Genomic DNA, 18,005 nt, shown 5'->3' with positions numbered 1-18,005 from the left:
CGCATCGGATCACCGTCAATCCACGGTGGGACCCGCCCTCAGCCAGATGCGGGACTCTGCCACCGCCTCCACCGCGCTCCTCGAATACGCCAGGGGAAAGCTTTCACCATCCACCCACGTGTCGAACAGGTCGGCGTAGTGCGGTGAGCGAGGGTCGCCGGATTGACCGGGCGAATTGACCGCGCGGCTGCTGTCCCACTCCCCCACGTCGATGACCATCCGGAACGTCGAGCCGATCGACTGGCGGAATTGCGCGTCGTAGCCGGCCATGCCCACGGTGTCACCGCTGCCTCCGCGCGGTCGAGGTCCGACCGATCGCCACGACGGGTTACCGCCGTCGCTCGCGGAGAAGGCGGCATGGGCCATCGACGAGTGGTGCACCCGGCCCCACGACCAGGTTTCGTCGACTTCCGGGCCGAGCATGGACGTGACCTCATGAAGAGCCTGGCCGAGCGTCGAGTCGATGCCGCGTACGAGCTCGGTGACCGCGAGTTCGATGGCGAGACGCTCCACCATGCGCAGGTCACCGCGCAGGTCCCCTCCGAAGGACTCGTCCTTCATCACACGAGTTCGCGCCTCTGCAACCTGCTCCGGTGAGAGTCCGTCGGCGGCCATGACCTGACCGATCATCCACGGGCGCAGGTGTCGGCGCGCCCAAATCTCGAAGACGAGCGCATCGCGGGATGATGCCGATGCGACGCCGTCCCAGCGGCGCAACAGACGCAGCTCGTGGCCGTTGATCATCGCGTCGGCATCAACATCCGCCAGCGCTCGGATGAGCCTCAGCGCGTGGGGACTCTTCGCGTCCGACTGCATTTCGAGACTCTGCGCGATGCTGATGTCCGTGTTGTTCTCGAGCCACTCGCTGAGACGTTCGCTCCGCGCGCCCGAGTACCAGTCGTAGGTGGTGGTGAGTTCCGCGTTGTCGAAGTCCGGAGGCAGGTTCATCTCGTTCGCCGAAGCGAACCACCCGCGATCCTGGCGACGTACCGCGGGCAGGCCGGATGCCGAGACGAAGCCGTCCCACTCGTACCTGCCGTCGCCGGTCACCGGCAGACTCCCATCCCAATTCGGTCGACGAGGGATCTTGGCGGATGCCTGCCAGCCCCAGTCGCCCTCTGGCGTGGCGAAGACCTGATTGACTCCGGGCGCACCCCACGATTCGAGCGCATCCAGGAACTCGGAGCCATCCTTCGCGTCGTCGTATCCGATACTCGCGACGTACGGCGCCATGCCCGGCTCGAGCCATGCCGCTCGAACAGCCACGGCGAACCCGCGGGCGGGGTCCGAGTAGATGACCGGTCCGTGCCTCGTGTACTCCAGCGTGACGGGTACCTCGCCGGCGCCGACGGCAATCGTGTCCTCGATCACGCGCATCTGCTCCCAGCCGGCGCCGTATCGGTACGATGACACGTCGTCCGGGTTCAGCTCGTAGACGTAGAGATCCTCGTGATCGACAGGCCAGATCGTGAGACCGAAGGCGACGTGCCCGTTGTGGCCGATCGATATTCCGGGCAGCCCGGGCTCACCGGCGCCGATCACGCTCATGCCGGGCGCGTCGAGGTGCGCGATGTACCGGAGCGATGGCAGCGTGATCGCGCGGTGCGGGTCGTTCGCGAGGATCGGCCGTCCCGTCGTCGTCCGCTCCCCGGCGACGACCCAGTTGTTGCTTCCGCTGATCGCCTCGCGCGCCGATACGGGATCGGCGGCACCGGTGAAGTCCACCGGCGCGAAGGCCAGCCGATACACCCGCAGGATGTCGTCCGAGATGAGTTCGAGGTCGAGTCCGGTCGGGATGACCAGGGGGTCGGCAGGTTCCCGCGCCTGTCGAAGCTCTTCTGCCTCAGGGCCCGCGGTTCGCAGAGTGACAGCCCGCGCCACCTCCTGCTCCGCGTTGTAGAAGAGTCCGTGCGTGCGAAATCGCACGGCGTCCTGCGGCTTCCAGAAGGACGGCACGTAGCCGTAGAGGGCGAACTCCGGCGCGAGGTGCTCGGGGTTGTCGCGCACCCAGCCGACATATGCGTTCACACCCGCTGCGAACGACTCGACCGCCTCGCGGGTGCCGTCGACGTAAGAGCCCCATTCGGCATCCATATCGCCGCGGTAGAGGAAGAGTCGGTTGGCGCGGTCCTGCTCGATGTAGCTCGGGCCGAAGACTTCGGCGAGTAGCCCATTACCCCTTCGCCGCCAGAGGTCGATCTGGAAGAGGCGATCGCGCGCGGCATTGAATCCTTGAGCGAGGAAGACGTCGTCTTTGGACTGGGCGTACACGTGGGGCACTCCCCAGCGGTCCACGATGATCTCGACGTCGTGCGCGAGCGCGGGGACCTCGTACTCGGTCGGCGGCGTCGGATGATTCTCGTGCATCATCCGCGCTTTCGCACCCGGACCATTGCGTCGACGCCGACCGCGGCGACGACGATCAGACCCTTGGCGATGAGCTGCCAGTTCTGCGAGACGTTCAGGCTGTAGAAGACGTTCGTGAGGGTCGCGAGGATGAGAAGGCCGACGGCGCTGCGCCAGATGGCTCCCTCCCCGCCGAGGAGAGATGTGCCGCCGACGACGACGATCGCAATCGCATCGAGCGCCATGGCGGATCCGACATCCGCCTGGCCGACGCCCAGGCGCGAGGCATCCATCATGCCGGCGAGGGCAGCGAGCAGACCGGTGAGGATGTAGACGCTGCTGTTGAGCCCCTTCACTCGCAGACCCGTCAGCCACGCCGCCTCGTAGTTTCCGCCCACGGCATAGATGTTGCGGCCGAAGGTCGTCTTCGCGAGCAGCAAAGCGGCGATGAGGAAGGCGCCGAGCAGGATCCAGATGGGGAGCGGCACTCCGCCGATCCGAGTGAGCGCCAGGTCCTGGAACGCCGGGTTGTTGTTGACGATGAACGGGGAGGAGTTGGAGTAGATGTACGCGATTCCGCTGATGATGGATGCCGTGCCCAGTGTGGCCACGAACGGGTTGATGCTGAGGCGGGAGATGATCGTGCCGTTCAGCGCACCGACGATCACGCCGGCCGTGAGGGCGCCCAGACCAGCCACGACGACCGAACCCGTCTGCAGGGTCAGTCCGGCGTAGAGGGTGGCGCCGAGCGCGTAGGTCGCTCCGACCGACAGGTCGAACCCACCCGAGATGATCACGAACGTCATTCCGATCGCGATGAGACCCACGGCGGAATTCTGAGTGAGGATGTTGCCGATATTGGCGGGGTTGAGGAATCCCGGGTACAGGATCGTGGCCACCACGATCAGCGCGACGAGCACGCCGAGCATGCTGTACCGAGCTGCGTAGTGTCCCATCCCGCGGCGCCCGGTGCCGACCCCGTCTGAGACCTTGGGTGTCACGGGAGTCGGCGTTCCGCCGCCCCCGATCGGTGGTGCTGTGGTGTCGCTCATGCCGCTGTCTCACTCTCTCCGAATCCGAATTTGACGATCTCCTCGACCGAGAACTCGCCGCTGGCCGTGTCGAACTCATGCACCACCCGCCCATGCGAGAAGACGAGGAGCCGGTCGCACACCGCGAGGACCTCCTCGAGTTCTGATGAGGTGACGATGATCGTCGCGCCGTCGCGTGCGAGGCGAACGAGCGACGCGAGTACCTCCGCTTTCGCTCCCACGTCGATGCCCCGCGTCGGCTCGTCGACAAGGAACACGCGGGGCCTGTGGCCGGCCCACTTCGCGAGCAGCACCTTCTGCTGGTTACCGCCCGACAAGTTGCGCACCGGGTCGAACAGACGCCGGGCGTTGAAGCCGAAGAATGCAGCGTCGTCCGCGGCGGCAGGCTTCTCGCGCCGAGACGACACGATGCCGGGGATCGGGCCACGACGGCCCAGCCAGTAGTTGGCGAGGCTGTCCATTCCCATGACGAGTGCCGCCCGCCGACTCTCGGGCACCATGACGATCCCCTCGGCGATCGCGGCACGCGCGGACTTCGGCCAGGGCACGCTGCGGCCGGCGAGGGTGAGTGTTCCTCGAGACCTCGGCTCGAGGCCGAAAAGTGATCGGAAGAATGAGGTGCGCCCCGATCCGACCAATCCCCAGAGGCCGACGATCTCGCCCTCGCGAGCGCGTACGGTGACATCGTCGAGCACGCCGGGGTAGGTGATCCCTTCAGCAGATATCGATTCCTGCCCCAGTGGATGCCGCTCGACACGGCGCTCGATGACCACGTCCTTGCCGACCATGTTGCGCACGATGGACGCCTTATCCCATTCGGCGCGCGGCGCGGAGTGGACGACTTCGCTGTCGCGCATCACCGTGATGTGGTCGCTCAGTGCGAGCACCTCGTCGAGATTGTGGCTCACGAAGACGATGGTGGTGCCTCCCTCGCGCAGTCGCGCGAGGATGCGGTAGAGCACTTCTCGTTCGCTCTCGGCGAGGGCGGCGCTCGGTTCGTCGAGCATGAGAATGCGGCCGTTCGCCTGCACTCCGCGCATGATCTCGACGATCTGCTGTTGTGAGATCGACAGGTCCCGCGCCGGGACGTCCGGATCGATCGACACATCGAACTGACGGCAGAGCTCGAGGTAGCGCTCACGCATCGCACGATCCTTCGTGATTCCCGAGACGGACGTGAGCTGGCCGAGGAAGACGTTCTGGGCCGCCGTGAGCCCGGGCACCATCGTCAGCTCCTGATACACGACGACCAGCCCATGGTGGCGGGCATCGCGAGGGCTCTGGCCGCGGAGCGCATCGCCGAAAATAGAGATCGAGCCCTCGTCCGAGGCGACGCGTCCCGAGATCATCCCCAGGAGCGTCGACTTGCCGGCGCCGTTTTCACCGACGAGCGCGTGCACGGTGCCCGGTTCGACGACGAGGTCCGCTTTGTGCACCGCATACTTGCCTGCGTACTTCTTGGAGACGCCGTCGCAGTGGATGGCGTGCACTTCGTTCGTTGACACGGCCCCTCCTCGGAGCGGGGTGTCGGGTGGCTCAGGACGCATCCTGAGCCACCCGACGATCGGTGAGTCAGTACTCGGCGGTGTAGTCGGTCACGTTGTCGGGGTAGACGAACGGGCTGCCCCCGGGGAGCGTGTCGAGTTCGGCGAGGTTGACGAAGACCGGGGTCTCCTCGCCGTTGACGAGGTCGACGATTCCCTGCAGCGCGTACTTGGTCTCCTGCCGCGGGAGCATGATGATCGTCGAGCTGAGCTCCCCGCCGGCGACGTTGTCGAGCGCCCACTGGTCACCGCCGAAGTCGAAGACGTCCACGTCGGTACCGGTCGTCGCCTGTACGACTCCGCGGGTCATCCCGGAGAAGTTCGACATGATGATGTCGAGGTCGGGGTTGGCCTGCATGATCGTCTGCGCGGCCTGGAACGCCTGAGCCGTCGTGTAGTCCGTCGTCTGCTGCGCCACGACCTTCCACGGCCCGTCTGCGAAAGCCTCGGCCGCCTGGAAGAACGCGATCGAGTTGGCGTTCAGGTCAGGTCCCGACACGAGGGCGATGTTCGCGCCGTCCGGGTACGCCTCTTTGACCTGTTCCACCCACGCTTCGTACACGTCGAGGGTCTGGCCACCGACGTAGTTGACCGTTCCCGGCTCCCACGTCTCGTCGCCCAGGTTCGTCGCGCGACCGCAGATGGGCAGATTGAACACCGCGACCATGACGCCGGCTGCGGGGGCATCCTTCGTCAGCAGGTTGCACACCAGATTGCCGTCATTGGGCTCGACAGCGAACGCGTTGTACTTGCCGCTCGTCAATGCGGTCTGCATCTGGTCGAACTGCGTCTGGGCGTCGAACTCTCCGTCGAAGACGTCGAGTTGGAATCCCTGGTCAGCCGCGTACGTCTGGGCTTCGTCGATCGCAGCCTGCAGATACTGGTTGCTGCTGCCGGCGGAGAAGTAGGCGACCTTGAGGTCTTCCACCGCATCGACGGATGCCGCGGGCTGACCGCTTGTTCCCTCCGACGCGGCGGGAGTGTTCGCGGCATCCTGGCTGGGGCTCGAGCATCCAGCCAGCAAGACGGCGATACCGACGGCGGCCGCCGTCAGCAGGAATCGGTTCTTCATGAGATCTCCTTGGGTGCGGGTGGTGGTGCGGAGTGTGCAAAGGGTCGTGCGGGTGGTGATGGCGTGATGGGCTGCCGGGGACGAAGGGGCAGTGACCGAGCTCAGTCCTCGCCCCACTTGTCGTAGATGTCGCTGAGCGGCGCGAACCACGTACCAGGAAAGGAGGCCATGTAGTCGATGAGCTTCTCGAACCCGATCATGTGGTGGGCACGGCCAATAGTCTGCGGATGCACGGTGATCGACAGGACCCCGCCCGGCACGTTCTTGTAGGCGTAGTCGAAGTGGTCTTTGAAACGCTGGAACATCACGTCGCTGGAGCCGAGGCCCTGGTTGACGCCAGGGATGTACTCGGCGACAGGGAAGTCGTCGAGGAACCACGACACGGGGAACTCGAGGATCGGACTGGGCTCACCGAAGGTGCTTCCGTCCTCCCAGCCGACGTTGACGGGTCGCGGATGGTAGGGCTCGAAGTCGCGGCCCATGAGGGAGGAGTCCCACTCGAAGCCGAATTCCTCAAGCAGCGACAGGGTGTCGTCGGTGAAATCCCAAGCGGGCGAGCGGTAGCCCCGCGGACGCTTTCCGACGTACTTCTCGTGAAGCTCGAGCGTCTTCTCCATGAGGCGTCGCTCTTGGTCTCCTTCGAGCTTGGGAACGGGCTCATGCCAGCAGCCGTGCGCGGCGATCTCGTGGCCGCCGTCGAGGATCGCGTTGAAGCGGTCGGTGAACGTGATCATCGTGTGCGCCGGCGTGCACCAGGTGGTCGTGATGCCGTACCGCTCGAACAGGTCCAGCAGACGCGGGACGCCCACCTCGGCTCCGAATTCTCCGCGAGACAAGTAGCTGGGGCTGGACAGGCCGAATGTCCCCATCCAGACGCTGTGCGCATCGAAGTCGGCTCCGATGCTGACGGCGAGGGTCTTGCCGTCGGGAAGGTGCAGGCTCATTCGGTTCTCTCCTTGGTGGTGGGGGTTCAAACGGCGAGGAATCCGCCGTCGACGACGAAGTCCGTGCCGGTGACGAAAGTAGATTCGTCCGACGCGAGGTAGACGCAGCCGAAAGCGATGTCCGCCGGGTCCCCGCCGTGTCCGACGGGCGTGGACCCGATGACGCGGTCGTTCGCATCAGTCGGCTGGCGGTCGGTCAGGGGTGTGCGGATCCAGCCAGGCACCATTGCATTCACCCGGATTCCCGACGTGGCGTACGTCACCGCGGCGTTGCGCGACATCGACCGGACGGCACCCTTGGCGGCGTTGTAGGCCGCGACGCCCACTCCCCCGACGACGCCCCAATCCGACGAGAAGTTGATGATCGACCCGCTTCCGGCATCCACCATGTGCGGAACGACCGCGCGCATGCCGAGGAACACTCCGGTCTGATCGATGCGGATGATGCGTTCCCACTCTGTGAGCGAAAGGTCGTGGATGGCGTCGTATCCGATGACACCGGCTGCGTTCACGAGGACATCGATCCGGCCGTACGTCGCCATGGTTTTTTCGACCACCGTGGCCCACGACTCTTCGCTCCCGACGTCGAGATATGACTGATCGATATGGATGTCGCCCGGATTGCCGAAGGGGGCGACGTCGCCAGCGACCACCCACGCGCCTTCGTCGGCATAGGTGCGCGCCACCGCGGCCCCGATGCCCATGGCGGCACCGGTGACGAGGGCTACTTTTCCGTTGAGTCTGCGCATGTGTCCGCCTCCGTGAGCCCGTTCAGCGGGCGAGGTAGCCGCCGTCGACAGGGAGGTCGACGCCGGTGATGAAGTCGGATTCGTCGGAGGCGAGGAAGACGGCCGCTCCGGCCACATCGGCGGGTGTACCCGGCCGGGCGAGAGGTGTCGCTTCGAGGAACACGTCGTTGACGGCTTCGGTCTGTCCGGCCGTCATCGGGGTGGCGATCCAGCCGGGCAGGATGGCGTTCGCACGGATACCGTCGGGCGCGTAGGTGATGGCGGCGTTCTTCGTCATCGTGAGCACGGCGCCCTTCGCGGCGTGATACGCCGCGATACCGGGCACCGCCGCTGCTCCGCAGATGGACGACACATTGACGATCGCGCCGCCGCCGCCCCGGCGCATGCTCGGGATGGCTGCCTTCATGCCCAGGAAGACTCCGGTCTGGTCGACACCCACGACGCGTTCCCACACCTCGAGGCTGGTCTCGTGGATCGCCTCGGGCGAGGTGATACCGGCGTTGTTGACGAGGACGCTGACGGGTCCCCACTCCGCTTCGACGTCCGCCACGATCGCGAGCCAAGACTGTTCGTCGGTCACATCGAGTACCCGGGTAGCCACGAGTCGGTCGGAGGCGAAGGGCAGGATGTCGCAGCCGATGACCGTGGCGCCTTCCCTGGCCATCGCATCAGCGATACCAGCGCCGATCCCACGGGAGGCTCCGCTGACGATCGCGACTTTTCCGTCCAGCCTGTTCATCGTTTCCCCTGATCCGGCGCGACGAGCTGTCGAGCGTGAGTTCAGGCTACGAATCGGGGCAGGGCCACCGGATCGTCCGAATTACGTATCCCTTATTAAGGTCTCGCGACTCCGGCAGACATGCGGGTGCGCGTCAGCCACGGCTGGGGAACGAAGGTCGACTCCGCGTAGGGGGCTGGTCCGAGGATCCGCTGGGCGCCGCTCTGGATCTGGAACACAAGGTGCGCTTGGGCCAGCGAGGGGTCGACATCCGCGCTCGGATAGGTGAGAGCCGTCTGCGACGGCCCCCCGAAGTAGTAGACGCCGTTCACCCCCCGATGGATGACTCCGCGGAGTTCCTGCGCGACGGCCGCCCGGTCACGAGGGTTCGCTGTCTGTGACCATGCCTGGCTGATCACCTTGACGCGGTCGTACGCGATCCCTGCATGCGACCGGCCGGGATTCGTACCGAAGCGGTCGCGATACTTGTTCACGAACGCCCGGGCGAGCGGGTCGGAGTATGTTCCCGTCACTGTGGCCCACAGCAGCCCGTCGGCCCGTCCGCCCATCAAGTCGCGGAATTCGGGGACGCTGGGGGCGTAGAGCGAATAGATCAGCGTGTCGCTCGGATCAGTGAGGAAACGTTCGAGGAAGCTCATCGTGCCCTCAACCAGGTAGTGCCCGATCATGACGGCGCCGGGCTCGCTCACGCGGATCCGATCGGCGACTCCCGCCCAGGACTCCTCCGACTCGCCGATCAGCCGGATCACCTCGAGCTGCCAACCGGCATGGTCGGCCAGCTCCGCGGCACGCGCAATGCCGAGATTCGTGAGGTCCCACGCGGACTGGATGATGACGAGGCGCGGAGAGGATGGCTTCCATCGGCCCTGATCGCGCAACTCGGTCATGACCTCGACGAACCGCGGCGCGTAATGCGAATCGCTCGGACACACCTGAAAGATCCGCCCGTATCGATGCGGGTCCGCGAGCACGGTCTGCTCCATCGCATCCATGGTGGCCGCGTGCAGGTACGGGATGCCGGAGTCGGCGACGATCTCGTGCGCAATTTCCTGGTGAGCGAAATAACCAGAAGTGATGACGTCCACGTCTCTATCGGCGAGCGTCGTGAGAGCGTGCCGGACGCTGGCTGCGTCGAGGATGTCGACGTCGACGATCTCCATCGCCACCAGTCGGCCGTCGATCCCGCCGCGATCGTTGAGCTCGTCGACGGCGAGCTGCGTCGCGTGAGCCATCTCCATGCCGTCGCCCGCGACGAATCCCCGCAAGGGCAGAGCAGCACCGATGACCAACGGACGCTTGACGAGGCGCGGACCGCCCGTCGCCCGCGCCGACGATGCGCCCCCGCGGAGCGCCCTACCCAAGCGCAGGAGGTCGAATCCCTCCTCACCACCGGGGAACGGCACACGGATGAAGCCCTCGTCGACAGCGATCACGGCGGCCGACGTGCGGCTGAAGACTCCCAGTTTGCGCATCACGTGGTCGACATGCGTGGTGACGGTACGGGGGCTGAGGGTCAGGCGCGCCGCGATCTCAGTGTTGGACAGTCCAATAGCGAGAAGCGTGAGCACGTCCAGCTCGCGAACGGTGAGGCCGTAGGGCAGCTCGTAGCACCACTCTCCGGCGACCGTGGCGGTCGGCGACGGGCGAGTGGTCGATAGACGGACGTTGACACGGCAGGGAATCGAGTCGCCCGGAGGCGCCCACATGAAGGCGCAATGCGAGATCCCGTCGAGCAAGAGGCCGCGCGCGATCGCGAGCAGTGGGGCGGGGACATCCGCGAGCTCACCGGCTTCGACCGACACGACGCCCGCCGTGTCGACTTCGATGCAGAACTCCGCACCCACCGGTGTTTTCATCCTGCGCCGACCAACCAGGATGGGTCCGCGAGGTAGCGTTCGGCCACGAGGATCGCCCCCGGGATGTTCTGCGCCCAGAGGTCGGCGGGCAGCGCGTCCGCGCGGTGGGTGGTCGCCCATCCCAGCATCGTGAGCCTCCTCATCACCGAGAGCGCCGCTGCGCGTTGCAGATCCTGTGATGTGAGCGACGCAACACCGCGGTAGCCGTCCAGCCAGTTCCCGGCCATCTCGGGAGCATAGGTGGTGTGCTCGTAGAAGGTCAACGCCGATGCGAAGTCATACAAGAACCAGCTATAGCCGCAATCGTCGAAGTCGATGACGGTCAGCTCACCACCGTCGAGCATGATGTTCGACGGTCGCAGATCGGAGTGGATCAGGCCCCACTGGGCCGGATCGCGGCGCATACCCGAGAGTGCTTCACGTGCCGACACTTCGGCACGCTCGAGTGTCGTCACCTCCTGCGGGGTCAGGACGGCGCCCCGCCAGTCGCCCCAGCGCGCTTCCGATCCGACCATGTCACGCAGGTCCCATTCGAACCGGCGGAACCCCGTCGGCGCGGTCCAGGTCTTCGCGTGGGTGTGGAGCGTCGCGGTCACGCGACCGATCTCGGCGAAATGCGAAGCATCCACTACGTCCTCGAGGATTCGACCGGACACGAACTGGAAGGCGACGGCGGTCCACTGAGTGTCGCCTGCCCCTGGAAACGCCTGCACGAGTTCACCGTCCGCGCCTCGCACCGGCGCGGGTGTCCGGATGTCGGTCTCGCCCAGGAGAGATTCGACCCACATCAGTTCAGAACGCACGTTGTCGAGATCGGCGATGTAGCCGGGCCGGTGGATGCGGACGACGAGCGCGGGCACACCGGCGCAGGACACGCGGAACGTGGCGTTCTCGGAAACAGCGATCAACTCGACCGCGAGGTGGGGCTCAGTGGGGAACCACGAGACGCGGATGCCGTCGGTGATCCATTTGGGCGCGGCAACACCACGCTCCAGGCTGTCGAAAGCGGCGAGAGCGTGCGAAACGGGGGGAGATGCGGTGGTCATGGAAGACCCTTCGGGATGCAGGGCCGGCGCCTCAGAGTCCGAGCGTAAGCGCCGCCCGTCGGCGTCGGGGGTAACGGTCGTCAGTGTTTACCGGCGCCGGGGTAAGGAAACAAACCGTTCACGCTCGCGGCCGCATCTGTAACACCGACGAGACATTGGCCGCTCTCGGCCGGCCAGGCGGCCGCGAGACTAGAGACTCACTGTTCACCGGCTTGGCGCCTCACGCGAAGTTCGCTCGACAGCCCGGGGCCTTGCCCTACTTCAGTCATCTCGGAGGACCCATGCCCACTCGTTCGACGATCATGGACACCAATAGTTTCCGCGCGGAGCACGCCGATGCCCTCGACGAGGTCACCCGCGAGCTCACGGCGAAGCGCGAGGCTCTGCTGGGAGCTTCGTATCGCCTCTTCTATCGCAATCCGGTGCACGTCGTGCGCGGCGAAGGTGCATACCTCTGGGATGCCGACGGCCGACAGTACCTCGACATGTACAACAACGTCCCCAGCGTGGGACATGCCCATCCGGCGGTCGTCGCGGCCGTGAGTGCCCAGGTGGCCACGCTCAACACCCACACCCGCTATCTGCACGGAGCCGTTCTGGCGTACGCCGAAGACCTGCTCTCCACCCTCCCCGCCGAACTCGACCAGGTCATGTTCATGTGCACGGGGTCGGAAGCGAACGACCTCGCGATCCGCGTCGCACGGGCATTCACCGGCGGTACGGGCATCATCCTCACCTCGGAGGCCTACCACGGCAACACCGAGCTGACCTCGGCGCACTCCCCCGCGCTGGGCTCGAGTCAGCCGCTCGATCCGGCGGCGCGGCTTGTCGCCCCGCCGGACGCCTACCGTGCCGACTGGGCCGGTGAGGGATCGGTGGGACATTGGTTCGCCACGAGAGTGCAGCAGCAGATCGATGCGATGCGGGAGGACGGGGTCGTGTTCGCCGGGCTGTTGATCGATTCGGTCTTCTCATCGGATGGGGTGTTCACAGGCGATCCGGGGATGCTGGCTGCCGCCGTCGACGTCGTTCATCAGAACGGCGGCGTGGTGATCGCCGACGAGGTGCAGCCCGGATTCGGGCGCACCGGCGACGCGTTCTGGGGTTTTGGTCGGCACGGCGTCGTCCCCGACATCGTCACGATGGGCAAGCCGATGGGTGCTGGCATGCCGATCTCCGGCATGGCCGCGAAGCGCGAGGTCCTCGAGGCGTTCAGCCTGAAGATCCCCTACTTCAATACGTTCGGCGGCAACCCCGTGTCGATCGCAGCGGCTCAGGCAGTGCTCGACACGATTCGTGCCGAGAAGCTACAGGAGCGCGCACGTGTCGTCGGAGCTGAGCTGCGTGCAGCTTTCACAACACTGGCCGACCGCTACGAGGTGATCGGCGATGTGCGGGGGGCAGGGCAGTTCACGGGGCTCGAGCTCGTCACCTCCCGAGGGGCGAAGCAGCCGGCCACGGCGCTCGCGCTGGACGTGATCGAGGGCATGCGCGAGCGCGGCGTACTCACGTCCGTGGCTGGACCGGCTGGCAACATCCTCAAGCTGCGCCCCACTCTGGCGTTCCAGAGCGGCGATATCGACTGGCTCGTCGAGTCGTTCGAGGATGCTCTGCAGCAGGCACTGTAGCCACCGCTCGGCGACGAGCCGGCCGGTATCGTGGCGTTATGAATGAGGTCACGAGGCGCCTCGTCGACGAGATCGCACGTCTGATCTCCGATCAAGGCCTGCGTCCAGGTGAGCGGCTGATGAGTGAGCGCGCGCTCGCCGAGCAGCTCGGCGTCGCACGCACCGCGCTGCGCCTCGCGCTGACGGAGTTGGAGGTGCGCGGGGCAGTCCGACGCACCATGGGCCGTACCGGGGGGATTCTGGCCGCCGACGGCAAGATCGAGCGACAGTTGAATACCACGGCCGGCGTGCCCGATATGCTCCGGCAGCAGGGTCTGCGTTCGACAACCGTCGTCATCCGCGTCGACATCGGGCTCGCTACCCCCCGCGAGTCTCGCGGACTCCGGCTCGCTCCCGGTGAGAACGTGGTGCGCATCGTGCGACGCCGTGATGCTGACGGCACCCCGTGGTCACTGGACACCTCTGTGCTTCCTGCGCGCCTCGTGCCCGCGATCGGCAGCTACGACCATTCGGGGTCGCTCTACAGTCTGCTCGCGGACAGGTACGGTCTTGAGCCCGCCGAAGCAGATGAGACGGTGGACATCGCCACCGCCGACGAAGCCACTGCCGCACTGCTCGGGATCGACGTCGGCGCCTCACTGCTACAGGTGTGGCGGACGGCGAGGACTGCCGACGGCACTCCCCTCGAGTTCGCCCACGACTACTTCCGCGGCGACCGAACGCGGATGCATCTGCGGCGGTACGGAGCAAGCTGGAAGCGCGCGGGCTGACCCACGACGGATCCATTGCTACCGCGGGGCTCGCGGGCCCCTGCATCTCTTGACAACTCCACGCGGAAGGGACGACACCGGACGGGCCTTCCGACGTCGCCGTCGCACCACACAGGTGGGCGTCGCCTGCCCAGAGTGACGGCTGTGGCGCCCTGGAGGTGGCCATGCCATCCGATCCCCATATTCCGGCGTGTGCATCGAGGAGGCGCTGGGCGGAGCCCATCCGATCGCAAGCGTTGCGACGGCCGTCACCGCGCTCGGCGGCGCTCGTCTCGTGGGCAGACGAACTCCCCCTGGAAGTGACGGGATTCGAGGACTTCGACCGCATCTTCAGTGGGCTCTGGCTGGAGACCGATCGGCCGCCCGCGGACGACCCGGTACTTGCGCTAGACCTCGAGCGCGATGTACTTCTCCTCGAGGTACTCGAGGATGCCGACGGAGCTGCCTTCACGACCGAGGCCGCTCTGCTTCGACCCGCCGAATGGCGCAGCGGGATCGCTCAGAACCCCTCGGTTGACAGCGACCATGCCGACCTCCATGTCCATAGCGATGCGGAGCGCGGCGGCCTCGGGCCCGAAGACGTATCCGACGAGGCCGAACTCGGTGTCGTTCGCCATCCGCAGCGCATCCTGCACGTCGGCGTAGCCGATGACAGCGGTGACGGGGCCGAAGATCTCGTGACGCGTGATCGTGTCGCCATGCGAGACGTCGTCCAAGAGCGTCGGCGCATAGAAGGCACCTTTCGGCAGCGACTCGCCGCCGACGACCACCCGCGCACCTTCGGCCACGGCGGTTCGGACAAGTTCCGCGACCTTGTCGCGTTCGTCCACGGAGACCAGCGCGCCGAGGGTGTTCTCCCGATCGAGGCCCGATCCCGTGCGCACGGCACGTAGGTGAGCCGTCATCCGCTCAACGAAGTCGTGACGCAGGCTCTCGTGAACGTAGAAGCGGTTCGCCGCTGTGCACGCCGAGCCGCCGTTGCGCATCTTGGCGAGGAAGGCGGCCGGGACCGCGTGATCGAGGTCGGCACCAGGCAGCACGATCACTGGAGCGTTACCACCGAGCTCCATCGACGCGCTCACCACGGTGTCGGCGCATTCGTGGAGCAGTGTGCGCCCGACCTCGGTGGAGCCGGTGAACGATACTTTCCGAACGGCGGGATGTGCGATCATCTCGGCGACGAGCGGGCCTGTCGGCACCGGTGTGACCAGGTTGACGACGCCGCGGGGCACGCCGGCGCGACGCAGCACGTCGACGATGTACGCCGCGGTCAGCGGGGTCTCGCGCGCGGGCTTGAGGATGGTGGTGCATCCTGCCGCCAACGCGGGCCCGAGCTTTCGCGTGGCCATCGCCGCCGGAAAGTTCCAAGGCGTGATCAACAGCGCGACCCCCATGGGTTCGTGCGCGACGACGATCCGCTTGTCACCCGCGGGCGAGAGGCGGAAGTCGCCCGGAATGCGCACCGCCTCCTCGGCGAACCAGCGGAAGAACTCCGTTGCATACCCTGCTTCGGCGATCGCATCCGGCCACGATTTGCCGTTTTCGCGCACCATGATCTCGGCGAAGTCGTCGCGCTCGAAGCGGAGAATCTCGAACGCTCGGTGAAGGATTTCCGAGCGCTCACGCGGACTCGTGCGAGCCCACGCGGGGAAAGCCGCCTCCGCTGCGGTGACGGCATCGCGACAGTCGTCTGACGTCGCTCCGGGAAAATCGGCGATCACGTGTCCGGTCGCGGGATCGATGACGGCGAAGGTTCCGCCATCGGACGCGTCTCGCCATTCGCCGTCGATGTAGATCTTCGCGATAGGAGTCACAGGGCGACCGTCGCTTCGTCCACAGTTTGTTTGTCGGAACGCGGATGCCGCAGCATGCCACGATCGCCGAGGATCGCCGCACGCACGATCTGCTCGATCGCGCTGCGGTCCGCCGGGATGGGCGCGATCGCTATCAGGCGCGTCACCCGCAGGGTGAGGTCGACGATGCGCCCGATATCAGCCTCCACAACTCCGAGCTCACGGAGAGAGACCGGAAGCCCGACTCGGGCACAAAGCGCGGCGATCTCGTCGACCGCGGCCTGGGCATGACTGGCGATGTCGACGGAGGGCGGGATCCCCATCGCGTCGGCGATCGAGGCGAGCCGGTCGGGAACCGCATGCACGCACGCTTGCATCACGTACGGCAGAAGCGTTCCGGTGCCCATCCCGTGCGGCGTGTGCGTGATGGCGCCGATCGGATACTGGATCGCATGGCTGAGGTGTGTTCCCGCCGCACCGAATGCCATGCCCGCCAGCAGACTGCCGCGCGACATGTCGATGCGGCCGTCGATGTCATTCGGATCATCCACGACGCGCGGAAGGGCGCGGTGTATGAGCGTCACTGCTTCGAGCGCCAACGGATCCGTGAGTACGTTCCGGCCGACGAAGACGGGAAGCACACCGGCCGTCCGCTCAAGTGGCCGCGCTGTCAACGATTCAATGGCGTGGACGAGGGCGTCGATGCCCGCGTAGATCGTCACTCCGCGAGGAGCGGCGATCGTCAGCTCCGGGTCGACGACGGCGATCCGAGGAACCAGGTAAGGACTCGAAATACCTACCTTGAGCTCTCGGTCCGGATCTGAGACCACCGCAACGGGGGTCACTTCACTGCCGGTGCCCGCCGTGGTCGGAATGGCGATCAGCGGGAGCACGGGCCCGGCCACGGCGTTCTCTCCGTAATAGTCCGGGAGCACTCCTCCCCTCGCGCACAGGAGCGCGACGAGCTTCGCTGCATCGAGCGCACTCCCCCCGCCGTAGCCGAGTACGACCGTCGGGTCGAAGTTCGCGGCTGCGTCGGCTGCGCGATGAACCGCGTCGATAGGGAGTTCGGCGGGAATGTCCGAATAGACCTGAATGTCGCGGCATCCGCTCGTGATGGTGGTCAGAAGCTCGCCGAACTGAGGGGTCGTGGCGAGGAACGCGTCAGTGACCACGAACACACGCTCGCCGAGCGACGCCACGAGGGCCGGCACGTCGGCACGCGTCCCAGCCCCGAACCGCACGTCAGACGGCAGCCTCAGAATGCCGAACGGCGCGCTCACGGGCGCGTCCCCGACACGTCGGCGGTGTCGCGTATCGCCATGAGCAGCTGCCACACCTCGTCCGTCACGTCGAAGCCCTCTTCGAGAGAGCGCGCGCGATGGGCACGCGACCGGTCCCCCGGAATGCTGACGCTGCCGCCATCGATGCCACTCTCACGCACGTCCTGCAGATACAGCGACAGGGCTCGGGAGCGTGCGTTTTGCCCGAACGCCTCGATGTCGACCGCGATGATCACATCGCCCTTGGTCGTCTCGTGCTGGCTGTCGAGAGTCCCGACGACGCCTGGCCCAAATTCCGTTCCCGTCAGCACGCCGACGACGGCCCCGAGGGCGAGTCCCAATGCATACCCCTTCGCTCCGCCGAAGGGCGAGATCGCCCCAACTATCGCCTCCCCCGGATCCTGGGTCGGTCGTCCCGCGGCATCCACGGCCCATCCTTCGGGCAAGGACATGCCGCGCTCAAGATGGTCGAGGATCTTGCCCGCCGATACCGACGCCGTGGACATATCCAAGGTGACGCAGTCACCGTCTGCGGGGACACCGATGGCGAGTGGATTCGTGCCCACCAGCGCTCCCGAACCACCCCAAGGATGCACGAGTCCTTCGGTCGACGAGATCACGATACCGATGTAGCCACGTTGGGCGATGCGTTCGACGTAGGGTGCCAGCATCCCCAGGTGGTGCGTGCCCCGGAGGGCACCGACGACGACGCCCGACGGCGCGATTTTGCTGAGCATCTCGTCGATCGTCGCGTAGGCGACGACGGGACCGAGGCCTCGGCATCCGTCCACCCGCAAAGCACCGGAGCCTGTCCAATCGAACGTGGGCTCGGTCTGGGTGTCGATCAGGCCGGCGTGGATGCGCGCGAGGAGGACCGAGAGCCTGCGCAGCCCGTGAGACGGATGACCACGAAGTTCCGCCTCGACGAGGTGCGCGGCTTGAAGCCGTGCCCCGGACGGCGGCGAACCGTATCCGATGAGAGCGTCGGCGGTGAGCGCGATCGCCTCATCGGCCGTGAGCCGGTGCAGTCCCTCAATCGCACCCATCGACCATCCTCTGCTCATCCGACACTGGGATCGGGCGGACGTCCGATCGGGTGTCATTGTCACCCGGGCCGGGCACGGCCGGGGGCGAGAGTCCCGGCATGCAGGACGGTGCCTCACGTGCCGCTCCACTGTGAATC

General features: G+C 66.3%; 14 protein-coding genes. 2 read left to right on the top strand and 12 right to left on the bottom strand.

Annotated features, from left to right (window positions below; all coding sequences use genetic code 11):
- Positions 1–15: 15 nt before the first annotated feature.
- The 9 genes from ACFM35_RS02550 to ACFM35_RS02510 all read right to left on the bottom strand — a co-directional run bounded on the left by ACFM35_RS02550 (position 16) and on the right by ACFM35_RS02510 (position 11,348).
- Positions 16–2,370: a penicillin acylase family protein gene (locus ACFM35_RS02550; RefSeq protein ID WP_378837957.1), complete on the bottom strand. Its 2,355-nt coding sequence runs from the start codon at positions 2,368–2,370 to the stop codon at positions 16–18.
- A complete protein-coding gene (locus ACFM35_RS02545) occupies positions 2,367–3,398 on the bottom strand; it encodes an ABC transporter permease (protein ID WP_378837955.1) in 1,032 nt (343 codons plus the stop codon). Before ACFM35_RS02545 ends, ACFM35_RS02550 begins: the two co-directional genes overlap by 4 nt.
- Positions 3,395–4,903 carry a sugar ABC transporter ATP-binding protein gene (locus ACFM35_RS02540; protein ID WP_378837952.1) on the bottom strand — a complete coding sequence of 503 codons (1,509 nt, stop codon included), beginning with the start codon at positions 4,901–4,903 and terminating at the stop codon, positions 3,395–3,397. The genes ACFM35_RS02545 and ACFM35_RS02540 overlap by 4 nt, the downstream gene beginning before the upstream one ends.
- A gap of 67 nt (positions 4,904–4,970) precedes the next feature.
- Positions 4,971–6,014, bottom strand: a complete 1,044-nt coding sequence (locus ACFM35_RS02535; protein ID WP_378837950.1) for a sugar ABC transporter substrate-binding protein — start codon at positions 6,012–6,014, stop codon at positions 4,971–4,973.
- 101 nt (positions 6,015–6,115) lie between these two features.
- Positions 6,116–6,958 (bottom strand): polysaccharide deacetylase family protein, encoded by an 843-nt coding sequence (locus ACFM35_RS02530; protein ID WP_378837947.1) that lies wholly within the window; start codon positions 6,956–6,958, stop codon positions 6,116–6,118.
- 26 nt (positions 6,959–6,984) lie between these two features.
- Positions 6,985–7,707 (bottom strand): SDR family NAD(P)-dependent oxidoreductase, encoded by a 723-nt coding sequence (locus ACFM35_RS02525; RefSeq protein ID WP_378837945.1) that lies wholly within the window; start codon positions 7,705–7,707, stop codon positions 6,985–6,987.
- Positions 7,708–7,729: 22 nt separating this feature from the next.
- On the bottom strand, positions 7,730–8,446 hold the full coding sequence (locus tag ACFM35_RS02520) for an SDR family NAD(P)-dependent oxidoreductase (RefSeq protein WP_378837942.1): 717 nt from the start codon (positions 8,444–8,446) through the stop codon (positions 7,730–7,732).
- A 95-nt stretch (positions 8,447–8,541) separates the two neighbouring features.
- Positions 8,542–10,302, bottom strand: coding sequence for an ABC transporter substrate-binding protein (locus ACFM35_RS02515; RefSeq protein WP_378837939.1), 1,761 nt, complete (start codon positions 10,300–10,302; stop codon positions 8,542–8,544).
- The gene (locus tag ACFM35_RS02510; RefSeq protein ID WP_378837937.1) at positions 10,299–11,348 is read right to left on the bottom strand and encodes a phosphotransferase enzyme family protein; all 1,050 of its coding nucleotides are present in this window, start codon (positions 11,346–11,348) and stop codon (positions 10,299–10,301) included. The genes ACFM35_RS02515 and ACFM35_RS02510 overlap by 4 nt, the downstream gene beginning before the upstream one ends.
- A 281-nt stretch (positions 11,349–11,629) precedes the next feature.
- On the opposite strand from ACFM35_RS02510, the gene ACFM35_RS02505 reads away from it, so the two are divergent.
- A complete protein-coding gene (locus ACFM35_RS02505) occupies positions 11,630–12,976 on the top strand; it encodes an aspartate aminotransferase family protein (protein WP_378837934.1) in 1,347 nt (448 codons plus the stop codon).
- A gap of 38 nt (positions 12,977–13,014) precedes the next feature.
- Positions 13,015–13,746 (top strand): GntR family transcriptional regulator, encoded by a 732-nt coding sequence (locus ACFM35_RS02500; protein ID WP_378837931.1) that lies wholly within the window; start codon positions 13,015–13,017, stop codon positions 13,744–13,746.
- Positions 13,747–14,132: 386 nt separating this feature from the next.
- Here the strand turns inward: ACFM35_RS02500 and ACFM35_RS02495 are convergent, their stop codons facing one another.
- From ACFM35_RS02495 to ACFM35_RS02485, 3 genes are read right to left on the bottom strand one after another with little or no spacing between them, the layout of a single operon-like run.
- The gene (locus ACFM35_RS02495) at positions 14,133–15,560 is read right to left on the bottom strand and encodes an NAD-dependent succinate-semialdehyde dehydrogenase (RefSeq protein WP_378837928.1); all 1,428 of its coding nucleotides are present in this window, start codon (positions 15,558–15,560) and stop codon (positions 14,133–14,135) included.
- Positions 15,557–16,822 (bottom strand): iron-containing alcohol dehydrogenase, encoded by a 1,266-nt coding sequence (locus tag ACFM35_RS02490; protein WP_378837925.1) that lies wholly within the window; start codon positions 16,820–16,822, stop codon positions 15,557–15,559. The genes ACFM35_RS02495 and ACFM35_RS02490 overlap by 4 nt, the downstream gene beginning before the upstream one ends.
- Complete coding sequence (locus ACFM35_RS02485) at positions 16,819–17,868, bottom strand: Ldh family oxidoreductase (RefSeq protein ID WP_378837923.1); 1,050 nt, start codon at positions 17,866–17,868, stop codon at positions 16,819–16,821. The genes ACFM35_RS02490 and ACFM35_RS02485 overlap by 4 nt, the downstream gene beginning before the upstream one ends.
- Positions 17,869–18,005 lie beyond the last annotated feature (137 nt).

The organism is Microbacterium songi, assembly GCF_042747925.1.
Taxonomy (GTDB): domain Bacteria; phylum Actinomycetota; class Actinomycetes; order Actinomycetales; family Microbacteriaceae; genus Microbacterium.
This window is presented reverse-complemented; position numbering and strand designations above follow the sequence as displayed.